This is a genomic window from Vibrio sp. SCSIO 43140 (genome assembly GCF_023716585.1).
Taxonomy (GTDB): domain Bacteria; phylum Pseudomonadota; class Gammaproteobacteria; order Enterobacterales; family Vibrionaceae; genus Vibrio; species Vibrio maritimus_B.
The window spans coordinates 180,746-198,949 of the sequence record NZ_CP071851.1; the positions used below are offsets into that span (position 1 = coordinate 180,746).

Genomic DNA, 18,204 nt, shown 5'->3' on the forward strand with positions numbered 1-18,204 from the left:
GCACTATGAACAGATTGACGAAAAAAATAATCCTTGTTGTGACGCTAGTCATGACACTTGTGACTGCGATTGCTCTATCAACGCAGTACGTTTTAACCAAGAAGAATGTCGAGGCGGACCTTGCACAGGTCACAGCAGAAATTGAGCAAGAGCTGCAAGTTATCTTGCAAGAGCCGGTTTACGTATACGATAAAGCGCTAATCGGCAGCATCCTTGATGCCTATATCAAAAATGGCACCATCTCGAGTATTGTGGTCCGCGATCAAAATGGTAAAGAGATGAACCAAGTTCGCCAGCAAGCGGCTGAGTTTGAATCGCGTATTGACATTAAATGGGACGGTTTGCCCATTGGTTCAGTATCACTGGGCTTTAACAGTGAGCAAGCGAGAAACGAGCTGCAAAGCTTAATGCTTCGTTCGCTTATGATGTTTGGCACCTTGTATCTTGTGGTGATTGTGTCACTGGGATACATCATGGATCGCTTGGTCGTTACGCCAATCAAAGGCATGGCGAAAAGTATGAATGACATTGCCGCTGGTGGAGGTGATCTGACATCTCGCGTTACCGCAACGTCTAATGACGAAGTAAGCGACTTGGCGAAGGCGTTCAACCGCTTTGTGGAGACAGTTCAAGAGATTGTTATCGATACCGCTCGCACAACAGAGAGCCTAAAACAAAACGGTTCTGCTATTACTTCAGTGCGCTCTTCAGTGAGTGAGCAAACAGAGAATCAGCTTCAGCTCACTCACGAAAGTTTGAGTAAGATTGAGCAGTTTAATCTGGCAACCAGCGAGATTGCAGCGAACACCGAAAATACGCTGTTTAAGTCTAATGACGCACTATCATTAGGCGCATCGAGTGAGCAGGCGATCGCTCAAAACGTATCAAACGTTGAGGATTTATCCCTTAACCTCGAAACAGCAGCAGAACGTGCGAACGCACTTAAGAATCGCAGTGATGACATCGGTCGAGTGGTAGAGGTTATTAAGGCCATTGCTGAGCAGACAAACCTTCTGGCACTTAATGCTGCGATTGAAGCTGCGCGTGCAGGTGAGAGCGGACGCGGCTTTGCGGTAGTAGCGGACGAAGTACGAGCGCTCGCTAGCAAGACTCATGATTCAACGAGTGAAATTGAGTCTATTATCGAGAGCCTTCAGCAAGAGGCAACCGAGTCTTTCAATGCAACTCAAGAGTCCAAGCAGTTGGTTGAGTTAACTAAGGTGAGCTCTGATGAAGCTCAAGAAGCACTGACTAAGATGATTGAAGCGGTAACCAGCATCAACGCAATGGTGGACTCGGTCGCAAGTGCTTGTGAAGAGCAATCCAATGTAAGTAATACGGTCGCGCAAGACATGCGTGAACTCGATACTAGCGCCGCTGACATGCGCACTGTCAACGATGAGCTTCAAGTACTTGCAGAGGCGATTACCTCGAATACCACAGAGCTAGATAGCCAGATTCGTCGCTTTAAGTATTAATCTTCTATTGATACTAAAACGCCTCGTCGAACGATTATTCGATGAGGCGTTTTTATTTTTAAAGCAATAACTTAAGCGATTCTGCCTGCGGCTTTTATTTTGATGTGCACCATGTTGCCCTGAAGGTAACTCAGGGGGATTTCACTGCGCTCGATCACTGACACGCTGTTTGCACACGCACCGGCTTCCATGGCGAGTTGGCAGGCTTCTTTCTCCAGGTCAGCCAGTACCTCTGCTCTTTGGTTAGGCTCGATGGGTACAATCTTGTCTAGCTGACCCGATATTTCGCCGAGCGCGACACCAATCGCATTGGCGACTTCAAAGTGTTCAGGACGAACGACAGAGCTGACACCTTCAAATTCATTGGGCATTAGCGCGCTACCACCGCCAACGAGAATAACGGGCACTTTAGTGGCAGAGGTCTTCATTCGGTCGATGGCATCTTCAACCTTTTCCACCATATGAGCGTATATTTGATTGGCCGTTTCTGATTCCAAATCAATAGACTCTTGCTTTGCCTTACCTGTCCATTCCATCACTTGTTTAGTGAGTGCTACGTCGGTGAGGGTTAACGTGTCTCCACCAAAACTGAGCGCCTTCTGAGTCAGTTCATGACCGACACTTTCAGGACCTAATTGAACATCACCATCGGTGAGCGTCACCTTGGTACCACCACCAATGGCGATGGCCAAGATATCCGGCATGCGAAAGTTAGTGCGCACTTCACCAAGCTCGACCGCTACGCTGGATTCGCGAGGGTAGCCATGTGTCAGTGCACCTACATCTGACGTAGTACCGCCGACATCGACCACAATGGCATCATCAAGCTTAGTCAGGTGGCTAGCACCGCGAATGGAGTTGGTAGGACCGCACGCTACGGTAAGAATAGGGTACTTAAGCGCAAATTCTTGCGACATCAGTGTTCCGTCATTCTGTCCGAAATAGGGCGTAACAGTGATGTGGTGTTTCTCTAGCGCGTGGCAAAATCCTTCGACAAAGCGTTTCGCTGTGCCTTGCAGGGCCGCATTTAAAATAGTGGCGTTCTCACGCTCTAAGATACCTAGACTGCCAACCTTGTGTGAAAGGGAAATATTAGCCTCTGGCAGTTCCTCTCTCACCCACTGTTCAACCAATAGCTCTTGGTCACCGTTAACGGGAGAAAACACACCACAAATCGCGATAGAATCTACTTTGCCCTTCATCTTCTGACATAGCTGACGGATCTCTTGCTCATCCACGTCGGCGATTTTTTGACCGTCGTACTCATAGCCACCGTGGGCTTGATAGAAATGCTCGCCGAGTAAGGTTTGCCAAGATGCGCTCCAACCACAAAGAGGTGGCACAGCGCTGCCGCTCGGCAGTGCTAGGCGAAGCATGCCTACGTTGTCGAGACCTCGCTTCTCAACAATGGCATTGGTACATTGAGTCGTGCCAAGCATGGCATGTTTGACACTCTCACCTGTCAGGTTTGCTTGATGCAATAGTTCATCAATGGCGTTATCGATGCCCGTCGAAATATCGTGTGTTGTCGCTACTTTCACCTTAGAGATAACCCTGAGCGACTCATCCAAAAGGACACCGTCTGTGTTAGTTCCACCGACATCAATACCGAGGCGATAAATAGCGGTTGTCATAGTTCTGCCTCCGTATTTGTACGTTTCGAAAGGTTTTCGATGGCGACATACTCAACGCCATAGCCAAAGTAATCGGGACCGGCGACTTCGATACCCTTAGCGGTTCGCCATTTGGAATCGCAAGGGTAAGCGATAAGCTCAATTCGCTGTCCGTATCTAAGCTGTTCGGTCGTTATGGGCTGCCCAGTTTCATAGTCTAGGATGCTGATTAAATCGGGTGTGCACGCTAGGAGCGACTCTTGGTTCATATCACTCGCCTTAGTTCCCTTGTGAGCGAGCAACAGTTCATTTTGGAAATGAACGTAGACGGGATCCGCATTGCTTTCAGAGGTTTTAAGCGGCTCAATGACGACACCGCCAGTGACGAAACCACCGCCGGTATTTCGGTCGATATCGACAATCTTTCCGCTAATAATTCGGTGTCCTTCAACGATGTCCAACACGGCATCGACTGCACTGTCACCACGAGCATTGGCTTCACGAATGGCTTTACCAATTTGCATGGCTTTGGTCAGGGTCGCACCGAGTGCGCTGCGTTTGAGCTCTCTACCATACATAGGATAATCGCACATCGCTGCAGAGCCACCCATTTGCTCAGTGATTGGGCGAGCAAATCGCTCAGACCAAACACCGTCGATAGGATGTAAAGTCACGACGTTACCCTTTTCATCAGCAAGCGTGTTGGGTGCGGATGGTAGACCGTCCAAGTAAAAGGTCACCATTTGCGACTCTGGGAATGCGCGCCCCATAGCATCACAGTCGATCACTGGGATCCCTTTTTGAGCCGCAACCAAAATAGGGATCAATGAGTTGAAACCGCCAACCTCAATAGGGAAGGTCGCTTCGATACGCTCACCGACGGCTTGTTCCATCGCTTCAAACGCGACCAACATTTGATCTTGGGAGTTGAGTTTCTCAATGGCGACGGTTGGCGCGCCGATCATAGACGAAGGCACTGTCATCCAGTCATCTTTCACCTCATCCAGCGAAATAAGCTCAACAGGCTTTTCCGCATTGGCGATGGCAACTTTAGCCATCAGCGCACCACTGTAGGGATCACCACCCCCTCCGGTGCCAAGTACAGTGGCACCAAGGGCAATGTCATCAATCATTTGATCATTGAAAATCACGAACCGCTTCCTTATTTGATACTGACAGCTTCACAAGCACAATGTAGGCAACGAATGACGCAAGAATGCCGTCAATCGCTGAAATACTGGTTAATGAGAATAGGTTGAAGAATTCGCCTGCGGTACATGCACTCACCGTGCTACCAAATGCCCAAGCAACCAAGCCTTTTAGCATCCAGTTTGGCGCACTTTGAATACGTTCAAACTCAAGTGCAGACTTATCTAAGAAGTAGTATTGAGCTAGGTAAACACCCGCTGAAGGCGCAATCGTCACACCCAGAAGTGTGAGAAACGCAGTAAACATATCGATCATGCCAAGCTGAGCGATAGCGAGGCCAAGAATGGTCATCATGATGACCAAAATAGGACGCGGTACATTTGGCAACACAACCGACATGCCCAGAGCGCCCGAGACAAGGTTACTGCTGTTGGTCGTCCACTGAGCAAACACCAGCACGATGATTGCAGCCATACCCAAACCAATACCGAAGAACACATTGACGAGGTCGTCGGAACCGGTCATTTGCGTGAGCAGCAGTGCAACCACAATCGTTGCGCTGTTACCAAATAGGAAGCCAAAACCGGCACCTAGAATCGCGTCCTTGCGCGTTTTCGCGTAGCGGGCAATATCAGGAGCCGCGACAGCAGCAAGGATCCAAATCGACATGACATAGGAAATCGCTTCACCCATAGATAATGGTGACTCAATAACCTTGTCACCCGCGCTCTGTGCACCTGCCGCCATAAATAGGCCAACGGTAATCAGTGTCACCATGAGTGGTACAGAATAGGCACTCAGCTTACCAAGCGCTCGGACACCATAGATAGCGGTGATCATCATGAGTACACCACCGCCAACAAGCGCAATAAAGTGAGAGACGACGATGTCATACTGCGCTAGCGCATCGACAAGTATGTAGGCGAAAAAGTCCGCTTGAAACGCGAACCAGCCGACAAGAGAAATACCGTTGATAGCGCCGAGGACCTTACCACCGTGGCGACCAAATACAGAGCTACTCATTAGCGGTGTGGAGACGCCAGATTGGAAACCAATATTAGCGCAAAGCATGGCAAGTACGGCGAGAATGGCAGAGCCTGCGAACGTCGCAAATAGGGCGTCGTGAATGGTGAGGCCGGTACTCAGAAACGCACCCAAGAACAGACCAGAGATATCAATACCAATTGCAAGCCAGATCAGACTGATGACGTACCACGAGCGTTTTGCCTTCTCGGGTACGGGCTCTAACTCAAAGTCATCAATCTTCCGTGTTGTTTGTGTGTTCGCCATCCTAAGCTCCTAAATAATTATCCATAAAGTTCACATAAAAAAAGTTAGCAGCTTGTTACATACAAATAAATACATATTATTAGATACAAACATTCGTTTTTAGTTATGTATTAAATTATGGCTATTCATATTGAGAAACTGGACAAGCGCGACCTGAGACGATTAGAGATTTTCTGCGAGATCGTTGAGCAGGGCGGCATCAGCAATGCTACCGTAAGTACTGGGCTGAGTCAGCCAGTGCTAAGTAATCAGTTAATAGAGCTCGAAAAGAGCTTGGGCGTGACGCTTTGTAAGCGCGGCCGAAGTGGGTTTGATTTAACAAGTGAAGGGCACACTGTGTATGGTTATGCAAATGAGCTAAGTAATGTTCTTAGTGATTTTGCCTTTAAATTGAAGGGAGTACAGTCAAAACTGACGGGGCAAGTGCGTGTCGGTATTCTCGATAATACCATTACGCTTCCTAGTAATCCGGTTCCGACCGCTATCGAAAATTTTTATAAGCTGAGCGACAGCGTGGAGCTCATGCTAGAAGTTGGCGATTACACCTTACTTAATGAAAAGCTGGCGAAGGGCCAGCTAGATATGATGATCGTCGTTCTTGCCGAACATCAAGTTGATGTTTTCAGTCACACAGAGTTTCTGTTCACTGAAAAGAGTTATCTTTTTGCCCGTGAAGACGTTGCAAAGGAAATTGAAACTCGCAATCACTCGCTCGAGGGACGACGCATTAACATTGGTGGTTACGCCTCTGAGGTAATGCGTAAGCTTTTGAATGTAGGCCAATACCAACAATTAAAACTTATCGATGGCTGGAATGTTGAATCTGGCGCTTTGCTTGCGATGGCGGGTACGCATTTGAGCTTTCTCCCTAGTCATCTTATTGAAAGCAACCGATCTCAACAGTCACTGGTGGCAGTGAACCCAGAACAGTGGTGGTTTACGAGTGACTTTTCGGTTGTATTAAAGGGAGCAAAGACCGCATTATCGCCTGCTGCGTTGGCATTTTATGATTGCTTAGTGGCCAGTAATAACAGTCGATAGCGCTAACCGCTACTACTGGACTTTATCACCGCTCTTAACGATGCGATGACTCAAACCATAATACTTATGATGCTTTGAGTAGCGCTTCTCTTCTTGCCTGACGAGCTTTTTCCACTACATACGTCACCATGTCGTCTTCATTGACGATATCGGCAATGTTGATTGGTGTGGTGTCTGTGATGGGGGTGCTGTTCAGGATTTTATCTGCGCGTCGATAGATGTGAACAACACGCTCTGCAACCGCTTCCATTGGATCGATGAAGTAGATCTCTGGGAAGTTTTTCTCAAGCGCAGGGCGCACCAGTGGCAGCTCAGTGCAGCCAAGGATAACGGTATTCACACCTTGAGTTTTTAGAGACTCAATGGCTTTGCTGAGAAGGTCAGCGTTTTTGTCCAGTTCGCCCGCTTTGATGCCGCATTTTTCGCGAATGTCTTGGCCACTTGGGGTTTTGTCCCCCGTTTTGTGTCCGTAGATTGCGCTATGAACGTAGTTCTCTTGCTCTTCAGTGTTGGGCTTGAAGTAAGTGATCTCATCTTCAGTCAAGTAGCGATCGTAGATCCCAGAGTTGTAGGTGCCAGTAGTACAAAGCACGCCAACCACGGCTTGTGGGTTTTGCGCTTGGATCTTCTCTGTGGTTGCTTTAAGCATGTCCACCAAATAGACGCTGGTCTGTTTTTGAACGTCTGGGCGGAAGTGGTGCGCAGTATTGCAAGGCATTACTGCAAACTCAACGTGGTTCAACTCCATGATCTGTGCTGAGCGAACCATTTCAGGGACAGGATCGGGTCCACCTTCGTTGATGGCTTCAGAGCGATCTGGAATATCTGAGTTGTTGATCACAACCAAGCTCATGTGCTCTTGGTCGCTTTGCGCACCTTGTTTGTTTTCTTCACGTGCGATGATGTCTTGAAATAGCGCATCGGCTTGCGGTCCCATGTTTCCCATGATGCCAAAAATTACGTCTTTCATAGTTAGTCCTCGAAAGTAGATTCAATAAGTGGTGAGGAAAAACTACGGGAGAATGGTTTCGGAGACGAATCGCTTTTGATGGGTGGAATCCTCCTCTTTAGATTAGCTTATTCAATGGTATGTATATTTTTTGTTCGACTTGAAGAGGCGACAGCGGTAAGGTTGGGGGATATGTGTGCTTCAGAGCATACGTTTGAAGAATAGGCTACACGCAAGGAGGACGAAAAATGGAATGGAGCTTATGGTTGGCGTATGTGGGCGTGATTACGGTGTTAATCTCATCACCCGGTCCTTCGGCGATGCTGTGCATTGCACACGGCGTTAAATATGGGAAGTCTAGTGCCCTTGCGACTGTATTTGGCGGGACGTTCGCGTCGCTAACCTTGATGTTCCTTTCTGCTGTCGGTTTGGGCGCTATTTTGGCGGCATCATCAGAAGTCTTTTTGCTTCTGAAAATCTTTGGTGCACTCTATCTTGTTTATCTTGGATACCAGGCTTGGAGAGATACGGGAACTGAGTCGGGGTTGAGTGCAGATACCGGACAAGAGAAAGTCGCGTTTACCCAGCGTGGTATTCTCAAAAAAGCCTATATGGTGGGTATCAGCAATCCTAAAGACCTACTGTTTTTTACCGCGCTGTTTCCCAACTTCATTAACGTGAATGCGCCTCAACTTAGCCAGTTTGTGGTGCTCGCTCTGACATGGGTTGTGATCGATACCTTGATCATGTTGGTGTATGCAAGGCTTGGCGCTAAGGTTAACCCCTGGCTATCGAGTAAGAAAAACATCAAGCGCTTTAACAAGGTGATGGGGGGCTTCTTTATGTCTGCTGGTGGTGCGCTGTTTGCTTCGAGCACAAAATAGTTATAGCAAGTTTGCATTGATACTTGGTGAAAATTTCGTTGTTTTTTAGGGAGCGTATGGAAAATACGCTCGTACTGACATATTTGTCTTTTAAAAAGAGGATAAATTAGTCGACATATATTTCTACTATTTCCATATCGAATAAAAACACCTGGCATTATATTAGTATGTTACTAAACGGTCGTGTTATTTCTTTTAAGTTTGTACATTATGTGACGAATATACCCATCAATTCCCTACAAAACGTGATGACAACTAAAAAACTATAATTTCAATAAGCAACTGATTTTAATATTTGGAATAATTGCCACGAATTTATAAAAATATATCAGTGGTTTACATGGAATTAATAATGAAAAAGACAATTGTACTATTTAGTGTTTTGGGTGTGCTTTATGGCTGTGGTTCAGGCGACGGGGATGGTGTTGACGGCAGTGGTACAAGCAGCGTTTGTGCCAATAACTCGAAAGTTGTTCGTGTTATTGATGAAAATGAGAAAAGGGATAGTTACCACTTTTTCAATAATACCTGTAATAACCTTATGTATACAGGTAACATTGATACGACATCAATTTGGGGCTATGGAAAAGGACTTCCAGACACTGGATACTGGAATCATAATTCAGAGACCTTTACCCTGACCCGTGATTCAGATCAGTTTTATATGTTTGCGGGTGTACCTCGACTACCATCTACTGATGAAAAAAATCAGGGAGCGCTGGTGTGTAAGTTAGAAGCTTTTGTTGATGGTGAATATAGTAATGATACTATAACGGTCTTTAACTATACGTTAAATGAGTACTGTTTTGAGAATGGTACACAAGACCCTATTATCAGCAACTATGGTCTTGATTATAGTGTGTTAAGTCAAGCTCAGATTAATCAGTTTGAAGATGTTGTTATTAATGGCAATCCTACTGCCAAAGACTTAAATCAAGCTCTAAATAACGGCACTGCAAAAGTATGTACCGTTTCCAGTGATGCAGAAATTAATAATAGTGAGTGTGCAAAGTAAGCTAATAAACGTCAATCTTGCTTAAAGTAATAACCTACAACTTTCAGTACCAGTCATGTAGTGTAAATTTCTGGTACTGAAAAATGATTTCTCTGCTTGCTGTTATGCTTTAGCGGGCCCCAAAACTGACTGATCGAATCCCTCCATTACCACCTATACTGTTCATAGCTTCACCAAACCCAACAGTAAGGAAAGTCACAATGAAAGCGATGGTAGTTAATAGTTATGGTGGTCCCGATGCGTTTGAAGTGGCGGATGTCGCCAAGCCTGACATTCAATCAGGACAAGTTCTCGTTAAGGTTGCTGCCTCTAGCGTCAACACGGTCGATACAATGATACGCGAACTCGGTGAGGCGCTCCCATTCTCCCCGGCGACCCCTGCGATCTTGGGTATGGACTTTGCCGGAACGGTAGAAGCTGTCGCTGATGATGTGACTGATTTTCAGGTTGGTGACGAAGTGTATGGCTGCGCGGGTGGCTTAGGCGCTCTTCAAGGTTCATTAGCGGAATACATGCCCGCTGACCAGAGGCTAATCGCTCACAAGCCGAGTAACTTATCTATGAAAGAGGCCGCCGCACTGCCTCTGGTTGCCATCACTGCTTATGAGGGCTTAACGCGTGCCAATACCAAAGCAGGGGATAAGGTTCTAGTTCATGGCGGCGCTGGTGGGGTAGGACATATCGCGATTCAAATTGCTAAAGCGATGGGCGCAGACGTCAGTGCCACGATTGGGCGTGATGAACATGTCCCATTGATGAACTTGCTCGGCGCGTCAGTGATTAACTATAAAACTGATAAAGTTGAAGACTATGTCGCCAAATATACAGGTGGCGCTGGGTTTGATGTGGTCTTTGATTCTGTCGGTGGTGAGAACATGCTGAAGTCATTTGAAGCGGCGAAGTTGAACGGTCATGTAGCCTCTACCGTAACCTTGCTGTCGCTTGATCTTTCTTTGGTACATATGAAGGGATTATCGCTGCATGTGGTGTTTATGCTGATTCAAATGATTCACGGCGTACGCCAACAGGAGCATCAAGATATTCTTAAAGAAGTCGCTAAGTTAGCAGAATCTGGACAGTTATCTCCGGTGTTGGATGATGTTGAGTTTACACTGGAAGATATCGGCAAGGCACACGAGAGATTGTCAGCAGGCAAGGCTACTGGCAAGGTAGTTGTAGAAATTTAACTCAGTATCCGCTCCGCTATGTCTGTACATACCGGAGCGGACTTTTATCTATTAGTCCAAAATTGAACGAATATAAGCTTCGATCTCTGGAGACTGGTTGTTCTCGAAGAAACACTGCTGGAAGCGCTCGCCGCTGACTGCTGTCTTAACCAGTTCTGGCTCGATAGCTTTTAGTGTTTCAAGGTAGTTTTCTTTCACTACTGCTGCTTTAACATCGTTAAGCAATCCTGCATTGCGCTGCTGTGGCTCAGCACGCTCTAGTGGGTAGCCTTGACCGCGTTCACCAGTCGTAAATGCCTTCTCAAAAATATAGCGGACATTGAGCTCAGCACCCCAACCATAGCCTTTTGCGAAAGCAAGAGACAGGGCGTTACCGTTGTTGATTTGGTTAAACAAAAATGCATCAGACGGCTCTAGGCAGTATCCGCAGACAACACCAGGGTGGATGTTCAGAGACATCATTGCCCCTTGTCCGGTGCCGCAACCCGTTACAACAAAATCGACCGCTTTAGAGTTGATAAGAACGCTAGCCATGATACCTAGGTGAATATAAGTAAGGTGGTGGTCATTTTCATCGCTCATGCCCACATTGAATACGGTATCGTCTTGTGTCCGTGCAACTTGCTCAAGTTCGTTAAGTACAACCGCGTTTTTCCCCGCTTGGCTGTTCTCCATCATTAGTGCAATTTTCATTTGGATCTCCAGGTTAAATTCGTTGTCGGTGCTATTAGCGAGCCAGCCAGCCGCCATCTACAGCGAGGGTGTAGCCGTTCACATAATCAGAAGCTGGTGAGGCTAAGAATACGCATGGCGCAGCTAGGTCTTCTGGTGTTCCCCAACGCCCAGCTGGAATGCGCGCTAGGATCTCTTGATTACGAGTTTCGTCGGCACGCAGAGCCTCGGTGTTGTTGGTTTCCATGTAGCCAGGCGCAATAGCATTAACGTTAATACCGTGCTTAGCCCACTCGTTTGCCATTAGGCGTGTCACACCCATGATGCCGCTTTTTGAAGCCGTATAAGAAGGCACGCGGATCCCGCCTTGGAATGACAGCATGGACGCGATGTTGATGATCTTGCCGCCTTCGCCTTGTGCGATAAATTGTTTTGCAACGGCTTGAGATAAAAAGAAGACGGTTTTGGCGTTCACATCCATCACGTCGTCCCAATCTTTTTCAGTAAATTCAATGGCATCGGCGCGGCGAATAATGCCAGCGTTGTTGACAAGGATGTCGATGCGACCGAACGTTTCGATCGTTTTCTCAACTATCGATGGAATATCCTGAGTGGTCATGAGATCTGCTCGAATATCGAGAAACTGACGACCTAACGCTGTGACCTTCGATTCCGTTTCGGTTGGCGCAGAGCGGTTTACTGCCACAATATTACAGCCAGCCTCTGCTAGGCCGACCGCAATCCCTTGACCGAGACCCGTATTACAGCCAGTGACGATGGCCACTTTCCCTTCTAGATTGAATGCATTGAGAATCATAGTCTGCGTCCCGTTACGCGAATCGATGAATGACTTTATCTAGTCATAATGTATGACATATAATGCTAACTCTATATGACAAACACGTCCTAATCAACAAATTTGAAATGCAGTTTTAAATTTGTTTGATCTCATTCACGTAATCCCCAAACGCGCTCACGATAACGAATCTTTGCATAACAACTATAGGTGCTGTGCCGTACCATTCGATAATTGTGGGTATGGATGCCGGTGAATTTTTCTCCATCGAAAAGAAGCATTTATACTGGCGCTTTGATTAAGTCTATCCATTGCAAGCGATGAAAAGTGACGTGGTGGTAATCGTTTAGTGGAGAGTGGAAATATGGATCACGCGACAATACAGGCACTCACATTACCGTGTCCGACCTGTCACATTGATGTACAAAATGAGGGCGGTCGAACCTGCAGTCACTGCAAAGTTAGCTATGACAAAACGCCATTTTGCCCAGATTGTAGCCATAAACTAGACGCAATGAAGGCATGCGGTAACGTAGGTTACTACTGCAATCAGTGTCGAATGCCAAAATCTAGAGCGGCAATCGTTTGGAAGCTGACTCCCATTAACTAAAAAAGGGAAAGCGGCCGCTTTCCCTTAAACTTCTCTCTTCCCAGAAACAACTAGTTTGTTTTGTATGCTCGGTCGTAAGCGGCTTGCATTGCACTAACCACTTTGCTGTAACCCATACGTTCAATGCTTTCTTGATACTTAGGCCAATCCTTCTCGATATCTCGAGAGCCCAGAATCCAAGCTTGCTGCATCTCCACCATATAGTCGCGGATCGTCACCCAGTGCTTGTCATAGATGTCTTTCTCTTTTGTATTTAGCGAGACGCCCATAAATGGTTCTAGCAGGTAGTCACCCTGATCGTATAGCTCGATGCCTTCAAGCGCGTATTTGTTGGACCATTGCACTTCGTTTTGGTAATCCATCGGGAAGCCACGTTGAACCTGAGCACCAATCGCCCACATCTGCGCATTCACTGGTGTATCTGCCTCGAGAACTTCCTTCTTGAACATAGGCTTGCCATCAACTAAATCGTAGTGCTCACCCTCGATACCAAAGTTAGCCAGACGCTTACCTTCTTGAGTAAACCAGAAATCGAAGTATTTAATGGTTTCGATTGGATGCTCATTGGTATAGGAGATAGCCCAGCCGTCAGGTTTTACTTTTGCGCGGCGGTGTTCTTCAACACGCTGGCCACTAATAGAGGCTGGTGGCGCGAACGCCTTAAATTGGAAGCCTTCAACTTTATCTGCCAATGAGTCGTTATAGCCAGAGGTCGATGCGAACCAGTCGTGTGTCATGCCGCCTAGGTCAGCAGATAGTAAGTACTCACGTGAACGGCTGCCGCGCGTGAATACTTCGGCGTCAATCAATCCTTCTTTGTACCATTTTGCTAGGTTTTGGATGCCCACTTTGTAGTTTTCACCGGCGTAACCATGCTTGATTTGGCCGTCGACCACATGGAAGTCGTGGAAGACATCAGAGCCAGATGTGCGGCCATCCCATAGTGTGACCAGACGAACCATCTCTTGCCAGTGACGAGCAAAGAAAGGTACTTCATCTTTTTTGCCGTTGCCGTTTGGATCTTTATCGCGGAAGGCTTTAAGCACTTCATACATTTCATCAACGTTCTTAGGTGGCTCTAGACCAAGTTTTTCTAACCAGTCATAACGAATAAAGTAGCCACGACCGTACTTACCATCTGGAAGGTAAGGGATGTAATACACGTTGCCGTCAGACGCTTTGATCGATGCCCAGACATCTGGGTTGGCGTCAAAGAAGGCTTTAATGTTTGGTGCATGCTCTTCAATCAGCTTGTTTAGGGGAACAAACGCGCCTTCTGGACCATAGGTGTTTACGTTGTTCTTCATGCTTGAACCACCAACGATATCAGGCAAATCACCTGATGCGATCAGTAGGTTAAAAGCTTCCTCACTTTTGGTTGTCGCCATGGATGCAACGTTGTTTAGGTGAACGTTTGTTAGACGCGCCGCTTCTTTCTCTACCGGCCAGTCGTTGCTGTATACAAATTTCTTCTGATGCAGGTGGATGTCGAGTTTGATTGGCTTATCTGCCACTTTGTATGCACCATCTTCCGCTGCGAATGCTGGGGTAGCAAGCGTGGCAGCGATCAGGGTAGACAACGCAGTGATTTTTACATTCATCTTTTGTTTCCTTTCTCGTTATATTGTTTTTGTATTAGGAAGAGGGGGTTACTCTTTAACCCCACCCAACATAATTCCCTTGTTGAAGTACTTTTGAATAAATGGATAAATCAGAAGTACTGGAATGATTGAGCAGATCATGATTGCCGCACTGACTGTTTCAAATGAGTAGGCTGAGCTAATCAAAGTACTGGCGAACGTATCGTCGTCGGTAAGTTGAGTGATGATCTGACGCAGATAAACCTGGAGTGGAACCTTACTCTCGTCACGAAGTAACACCATGGCCCAGAAAAAGCCGTTCCAACGTGCGACGATACAGAACAGAGTGACCGTTGCGAGGGCAGGTTTTGCGAGTGGGATGAATACCTTCCAGAGCACTTGGAAGTCATTCGCACCATCCATTCGCGCGGCTTCTTCAAACGATTTTGGGATCGCTTCGAAAAAGTTACGCAATAGGATGATGTTGAATGCGTTACAGGCGAAACCAATGATGATACCGAAGTAGCTATCAAGTAGTCCCAAGTCACGCATGTTCAAGAAGAACGGAATCATCCCGGCGTTAAACCACATTGTAAACGCCACTAAGATGTTCCAGTACTTACGGCCTAGTAGTTGTGGTCTAGAAAGCGCGTAAGCGCCCGGAACGATAATCAGTAGGCTGACCAGGGTTCCGCCGAAAGTGTAGATAAAGGTGTTTTTATAAGAGATCCAAAACGCAGGATCGGTAACGACCTTTTCGTAAGCCGCGAAGGTGATATCGACTGGCGTTAGCACAACCTGACCTGCTGTCACCGCATCACCGGCACTTATCGACATAGAAGCGACATAGATGAACGGGTAAAGCGTACTAATCGTAAAGATACCCACGAGGAACATATTCAGATAGACAAACGCCTTATCTCCGCGGGAGTAGAGGTTCATGTTCATTGCTTGGCTCATAACTTACTCCATTACCACAGCGATGTTGAAGAGACGCGGCGACTGATCTTGTTGGCGGTCATAACCAAAATAAAGGCGATGACAGCGTTGAACAGACCTGCGGCAGCGGCGAGATCGTACTGAGCAGCTTGAATACCTTGACGGTAAATAAAGGTGCTGATGACGTCTGCGGTTTCGTAAGTTGCTGGCTGATAGAGCATGATGATCATCTCGAAGCCAACTTCTAGGATGTTACCGATACGGATGATCAACATGATGATGATCGTCGGTAAGATGCAAGGTAGCGTGATCTTCCACATCATTTGCCAGCGTGAAGCGCCGTCTACGACTGCGGATTCATAAAGCGATGGGTTAACGCCAGCAATGGCAGCGAGGAACACGATGGAGCTAAAGCCCGCTTCTTGCCAAATACCTGTTCCGACAAAGATTGAACGGAACCATTCCGGTTTGGTCAGGAAGTAAACCGAGTCGTAACCAAGCGCATTGAGGAACAAGTTCACCACGCCAGTAGAGGGTGAAAATGCGGTGATCACGATACCGGCGATAATAACCGCTGAGATAAAGTGCGGCAGATACACAATCGTTTGTGCCGTGCGCTTAAACTTGGCATTGAGAATTTCGTTGAACATTAACGCAAGAATAATCGGCACGGGGAAGCCAAAGATAAGGCTGGCACCACTGATCATGACGGTGTTGCGAATGGCTCGAAGGAACTGATCGTTCTCGAACAGGGTTACGAAGTGTTCAAAGCCAACCCAAGGACTTTCAGTGATACCACGGAACACACTGTAGTCTTTAAAGGCGATTTGCAGGCCGTACATAGGTTTATAGAGGAAGACTAAAAACCAAATTACGGTCGGAGCGAGCAACACATAAAGCTGCCACTCATTTTTGAAGTGATTGATGAGCCACTTTGTTTTTTTCTGCAGTTTGCTCTGCGGAGTAGACGATTTAAGTGTCTCACCAGAGTTCTGATGAAGGTTTTCCATAACACATGCTCCGTTTAGTTCACCGCAATACGCTCGAGGGCGTTGCCCGTAGATTGGTCAAATACAGTGATGGCATCTTCACGGAAATAGAGCGTGTTCACGCGATCGAGATGATCGATTCGACCATGGGTTTCTGCCTTAACCACAAATGGCTTACCAACAAACTTGGTGTGGAGGAGTGCTTCTGAGCCCAACGTCTCCACAAGGTCGATGTGAACTGGAATAGCACTAGCATGATCGATAGGTTCGATATCAATGTATTCAGGTCGGATGCCAAGAAGAATGCTCTTGTTGTGCTCAAGACCTGCGACATTTGGCAGTTTGCATTCGATTTCTTCAAACTCAGCGTACCAACCATCTTCATGTAAAGAGGCACGTGCTTCGATAAGATTCATCGGTGGTGAACCGATAAACGTAGCAACGAAGGTGTTAACCGGACTATTGAACAGTTCCATCGGGGTACCAATTTGCTCAATCTTGCCGTTACTCATAACGACGATACGGTCTGCGAGTGTCATCGCTTCGACCTGATCGTGGGTAACATAGACGCTGGTGACACTTAGGCGATGGTGTAGGCGTTTGATCTCAGCGCGCATCTGAGTGCGTAGTTTGGCATCCAAGTTCGAAAGGGGTTCATCAAATAGGAACACTTTAGGATGGCGAACAATCGCTCGACCCATGGCAACGCGCTGACGTTGACCACCAGACAGATCGGCAGGACGGCGCTCTAGGAGCTCGGTTAAACCTAAGATTTCCGCAACATCATTAACCGACTTAGTGACTTCATCTTTTGGTACCTTGCGAATTCTCAGGCCAAACGCGATATTTTCGAAAACACTGAGGTGAGGGTAAAGCGCGTAGTTTTGGAACACCATAGCGACGTCACGGTCTTTTGGTGCTACTTCGTTAACTCGGCGGTCTTCAATATGAATATCACCATCGGTGATCTCTTCTAGGCCAGCTAACATTCTTAGTGTCGTTGACTTCCCGCAGCCGGAAGGACCCACTAAAACAATAAACTCCTTCGACTTTACTTCTAAATTAATTCCATGCACGACACTGGTATCGCCATACGCTTTCACGATGTTATTTAACTGAACACCAGACATAACTACTCCTTGTTGCCGACGGGGCAACCAAATAAACGTGGTTCTTTTGTAACTTTCTAAGAAAAAGAAATTATTGCGTGTAGTACTTGAGGCTCTTGAATTGAACCGTACCAGTACCATCATCCTGATTGTAAACGCCCGCTTTAAAGTAACTTTCTAGATTGCTCCAATAGGAGATGTTGTATTTAGAAAGGCCATTTATTGCGGCACCATCTTTTTTGATGGTCATTTCATTATTTTGAATTCTTACTTCGAATTTAATCGGTTGAGATTCGAGATGTTGGGTAATATAGATCTTGTCGTAGCTACTACTCGATGCATCGGCATCTTTCTTAATAACAGCCCAAATGCCATTCTCTATATTGTTTCTCTCTCGCAACCAAACGAGTCTAAGGAGGGGTTTGTTAATGGCATTGCCATTGTTCGTTACGTCGTGGACTTGCATGAAGGTGATTTCGTCCACTGAGCCAGATAGCGGGGAGTCAATAAAGACTTCGCCAATCATTTTGTTGAGGTCGCCATCGTCACTGTACCATTCATAGACTTGGCGTAACTCAGAGCGTTTGTGGTCGCCAGTAACGGTGAACGTCATCCACTGATTACCAAAATCAGGGACGTGGAAATATTGATTGTATTGACCTGCAAAGTCCCCTTGTTTGATCAGCTTAGTGCTGGTCGGGGCTTGAAGGTAAGAATCGTCAAGAACTGACTGGTATTGAGTGTAAGAGTATGGAGCAGTATCCGCAAAACTAACAAAAGAGACAACAAGTGCTGCAGAGCCTAGGTACTTCGCTAAAGTATTCGGGTTCATCGTTTTCTTCTCTATTAAATAGATGAAGGAAAATGCCCAGAGATCTGGGCATTACTTGTTTTGTTACTGCG

Annotated in this window: 17 protein-coding genes; 6 read left to right on the top strand and 11 right to left on the bottom strand. The window is 46.7% G+C overall.

Features of this window, described 5'->3' with window-relative positions; genetic code table 11:
• The first annotated feature begins 5 nt into the window (after nucleotides 1–5).
• Nucleotides 6–1,478: a methyl-accepting chemotaxis protein gene (locus tag J4N45_RS19420; protein WP_252016177.1), complete on the top strand. Its 1,473-nt coding sequence runs from the start codon at nucleotides 6–8 to the stop codon at nucleotides 1,476–1,478.
• 71 nt (nucleotides 1,479–1,549) lie between these two features.
• Here J4N45_RS19420 and J4N45_RS19425 read toward each other — a convergent pair whose 3' ends face one another.
• From J4N45_RS19425 to J4N45_RS19435, 3 genes are read right to left on the bottom strand one after another with little or no spacing between them, the layout of a single operon-like run.
• The gene (locus tag J4N45_RS19425) at nucleotides 1,550–3,112 is read right to left on the bottom strand and encodes a hydantoinase/oxoprolinase N-terminal domain-containing protein (RefSeq protein WP_252016179.1); all 1,563 of its coding nucleotides are present in this window, start codon (nucleotides 3,110–3,112) and stop codon (nucleotides 1,550–1,552) included.
• Entirely contained in the window at nucleotides 3,109–4,242 is a 1,134-nt protein-coding gene (locus J4N45_RS19430) for an S-methyl thiohydantoin desulfurase family protein (RefSeq protein WP_252016181.1), read from the bottom strand. The genes J4N45_RS19425 and J4N45_RS19430 overlap by 4 nt, the downstream gene beginning before the upstream one ends.
• Entirely contained in the window at nucleotides 4,229–5,530 is a 1,302-nt protein-coding gene (locus J4N45_RS19435; RefSeq protein WP_252016183.1) for a cytosine permease, read from the bottom strand. Before J4N45_RS19435 ends, J4N45_RS19430 begins: the two co-directional genes overlap by 14 nt.
• 117 nt (nucleotides 5,531–5,647) lie before the next feature.
• Between J4N45_RS19435 and J4N45_RS19440 the strand changes: the two genes are divergently transcribed.
• A complete protein-coding gene (locus J4N45_RS19440; RefSeq protein WP_252016184.1) occupies nucleotides 5,648–6,571 on the top strand; it encodes a LysR family transcriptional regulator in 924 nt (307 codons plus the stop codon).
• A gap of 64 nt (nucleotides 6,572–6,635) precedes the next feature.
• On the opposite strand, the gene J4N45_RS19445 is transcribed toward J4N45_RS19440, so the two are convergent.
• Nucleotides 6,636–7,541 carry an aspartate/glutamate racemase family protein gene (locus J4N45_RS19445; protein ID WP_252016186.1) on the bottom strand — a complete coding sequence of 302 codons (906 nt, stop codon included), beginning with the start codon at nucleotides 7,539–7,541 and terminating at the stop codon, nucleotides 6,636–6,638.
• A 227-nt stretch (nucleotides 7,542–7,768) separates the two neighbouring features.
• Between J4N45_RS19445 and J4N45_RS19450 the strand changes: the two genes are divergently transcribed.
• The 3 genes from J4N45_RS19450 (at nucleotide 7,769) to J4N45_RS19460 (ending at nucleotide 10,606) form a co-directional block, all read left to right on the top strand.
• Nucleotides 7,769–8,404, top strand: a complete 636-nt coding sequence (locus tag J4N45_RS19450; protein ID WP_252016188.1) for a LysE family translocator — start codon at nucleotides 7,769–7,771, stop codon at nucleotides 8,402–8,404.
• Nucleotides 8,405–8,756: 352 nt separating this feature from the next.
• Nucleotides 8,757–9,419 (top strand): hypothetical protein, encoded by a 663-nt coding sequence (locus J4N45_RS19455; RefSeq protein WP_252016190.1) that lies wholly within the window; start codon nucleotides 8,757–8,759, stop codon nucleotides 9,417–9,419.
• A gap of 200 nt (nucleotides 9,420–9,619) precedes the next feature.
• On the top strand, nucleotides 9,620–10,606 hold the full coding sequence (locus tag J4N45_RS19460) for a zinc-dependent alcohol dehydrogenase family protein (protein WP_252016192.1): 987 nt from the start codon (nucleotides 9,620–9,622) through the stop codon (nucleotides 10,604–10,606).
• 51 nt (nucleotides 10,607–10,657) lie between these two features.
• On the opposite strand, the gene J4N45_RS19465 is transcribed toward J4N45_RS19460, so the two are convergent.
• Together J4N45_RS19465 and kduD are read right to left on the bottom strand one after the other, a co-directional pair.
• A complete protein-coding gene (locus tag J4N45_RS19465) occupies nucleotides 10,658–11,299 on the bottom strand; it encodes an RpiB/LacA/LacB family sugar-phosphate isomerase (protein WP_252016194.1) in 642 nt (213 codons plus the stop codon).
• A gap of 34 nt (nucleotides 11,300–11,333) precedes the next feature.
• Complete coding sequence (gene kduD, locus J4N45_RS19470) at nucleotides 11,334–12,095, bottom strand: 2-dehydro-3-deoxy-D-gluconate 5-dehydrogenase KduD (RefSeq protein ID WP_252016196.1); 762 nt, start codon at nucleotides 12,093–12,095, stop codon at nucleotides 11,334–11,336.
• 343 nt (nucleotides 12,096–12,438) lie between these two features.
• Between kduD and J4N45_RS19475 the strand changes: the two genes are divergently transcribed.
• The gene (locus tag J4N45_RS19475; RefSeq protein ID WP_252016198.1) at nucleotides 12,439–12,684 is read left to right on the top strand and encodes a YfgJ family double zinc ribbon protein; all 246 of its coding nucleotides are present in this window, start codon (nucleotides 12,439–12,441) and stop codon (nucleotides 12,682–12,684) included.
• 50 nt (nucleotides 12,685–12,734) lie between these two features.
• Here the strand turns inward: J4N45_RS19475 and J4N45_RS19480 are convergent, their stop codons facing one another.
• The 5 genes from J4N45_RS19480 to J4N45_RS19500 all read right to left on the bottom strand — a co-directional run bounded on the left by J4N45_RS19480 (nucleotide 12,735) and on the right by J4N45_RS19500 (nucleotide 18,133).
• On the bottom strand, nucleotides 12,735–14,285 hold the full coding sequence (locus J4N45_RS19480; protein WP_252016200.1) for an extracellular solute-binding protein: 1,551 nt from the start codon (nucleotides 14,283–14,285) through the stop codon (nucleotides 12,735–12,737).
• A gap of 48 nt (nucleotides 14,286–14,333) precedes the next feature.
• Nucleotides 14,334–15,224 carry a carbohydrate ABC transporter permease gene (locus tag J4N45_RS19485; RefSeq protein WP_234497449.1) on the bottom strand — a complete coding sequence of 297 codons (891 nt, stop codon included), beginning with the start codon at nucleotides 15,222–15,224 and terminating at the stop codon, nucleotides 14,334–14,336.
• 11 nt (nucleotides 15,225–15,235) lie between these two features.
• Nucleotides 15,236–16,213: an ABC transporter permease gene (locus J4N45_RS19490; protein WP_252016202.1), complete on the bottom strand. Its 978-nt coding sequence runs from the start codon at nucleotides 16,211–16,213 to the stop codon at nucleotides 15,236–15,238.
• A gap of 14 nt (nucleotides 16,214–16,227) precedes the next feature.
• Entirely contained in the window at nucleotides 16,228–17,322 is a 1,095-nt protein-coding gene (locus J4N45_RS19495; RefSeq protein ID WP_252016203.1) for an ABC transporter ATP-binding protein, read from the bottom strand.
• A gap of 70 nt (nucleotides 17,323–17,392) precedes the next feature.
• On the bottom strand, nucleotides 17,393–18,133 hold the full coding sequence (locus J4N45_RS19500; protein ID WP_252016205.1) for a polysaccharide lyase family 7 protein: 741 nt from the start codon (nucleotides 18,131–18,133) through the stop codon (nucleotides 17,393–17,395).
• Nucleotides 18,134–18,204: the final 71 nt, after the last annotated feature.

Bases quoted from the DNA above. Each gene is read 5' to 3' on its own strand.
- J4N45_RS19490 (WP_252016202.1), bottom strand. From the start codon at position 16,213: ATGGAAAACCTTCATCAGAACTCTGGTGAGACACTTAAATCGTCTACT.
- J4N45_RS19495 (WP_252016203.1), bottom strand. From the start codon at position 17,322: ATGTCTGGTGTTCAGTTAAATAACATCGTGAAAGCGTATGGCGATACC.
- J4N45_RS19460 (WP_252016192.1), top strand. From the start codon at position 9,620: ATGAAAGCGATGGTAGTTAATAGTTATGGTGGTCCCGATGCGTTTGAA.
- J4N45_RS19435 (WP_252016183.1), bottom strand. From the start codon at position 5,530: ATGGCGAACACACAAACAACACGGAAGATTGATGACTTTGAGTTAGAG.
- J4N45_RS19440 (WP_252016184.1), top strand. From the start codon at position 5,648: ATGGCTATTCATATTGAGAAACTGGACAAGCGCGACCTGAGACGATTA.
- J4N45_RS19420 (WP_252016177.1), top strand. From the start codon at position 6: ATGAACAGATTGACGAAAAAAATAATCCTTGTTGTGACGCTAGTCATG.
- J4N45_RS19450 (WP_252016188.1), top strand. From the start codon at position 7,769: ATGGAATGGAGCTTATGGTTGGCGTATGTGGGCGTGATTACGGTGTTA.
- J4N45_RS19475 (WP_252016198.1), top strand. From the start codon at position 12,439: ATGGATCACGCGACAATACAGGCACTCACATTACCGTGTCCGACCTGT.
- kduD (WP_252016196.1), bottom strand. From the start codon at position 12,095: ATGATTCTCAATGCATTCAATCTAGAAGGGAAAGTGGCCATCGTCACT.
- J4N45_RS19480 (WP_252016200.1), bottom strand. From the start codon at position 14,285: ATGAATGTAAAAATCACTGCGTTGTCTACCCTGATCGCTGCCACGCTT.
- J4N45_RS19445 (WP_252016186.1), bottom strand. From the start codon at position 7,541: ATGAAAGACGTAATTTTTGGCATCATGGGAAACATGGGACCGCAAGCC.
- J4N45_RS19485 (WP_234497449.1), bottom strand. From the start codon at position 15,224: ATGAGCCAAGCAATGAACATGAACCTCTACTCCCGCGGAGATAAGGCG.
- J4N45_RS19465 (WP_252016194.1), bottom strand. From the start codon at position 11,299: ATGAAAATTGCACTAATGATGGAGAACAGCCAAGCGGGGAAAAACGCG.
- J4N45_RS19500 (WP_252016205.1), bottom strand. From the start codon at position 18,133: ATGAACCCGAATACTTTAGCGAAGTACCTAGGCTCTGCAGCACTTGTT.
- J4N45_RS19425 (WP_252016179.1), bottom strand. From the start codon at position 3,112: ATGACAACCGCTATTTATCGCCTCGGTATTGATGTCGGTGGAACTAAC.
- J4N45_RS19455 (WP_252016190.1), top strand. From the start codon at position 8,757: ATGAAAAAGACAATTGTACTATTTAGTGTTTTGGGTGTGCTTTATGGC.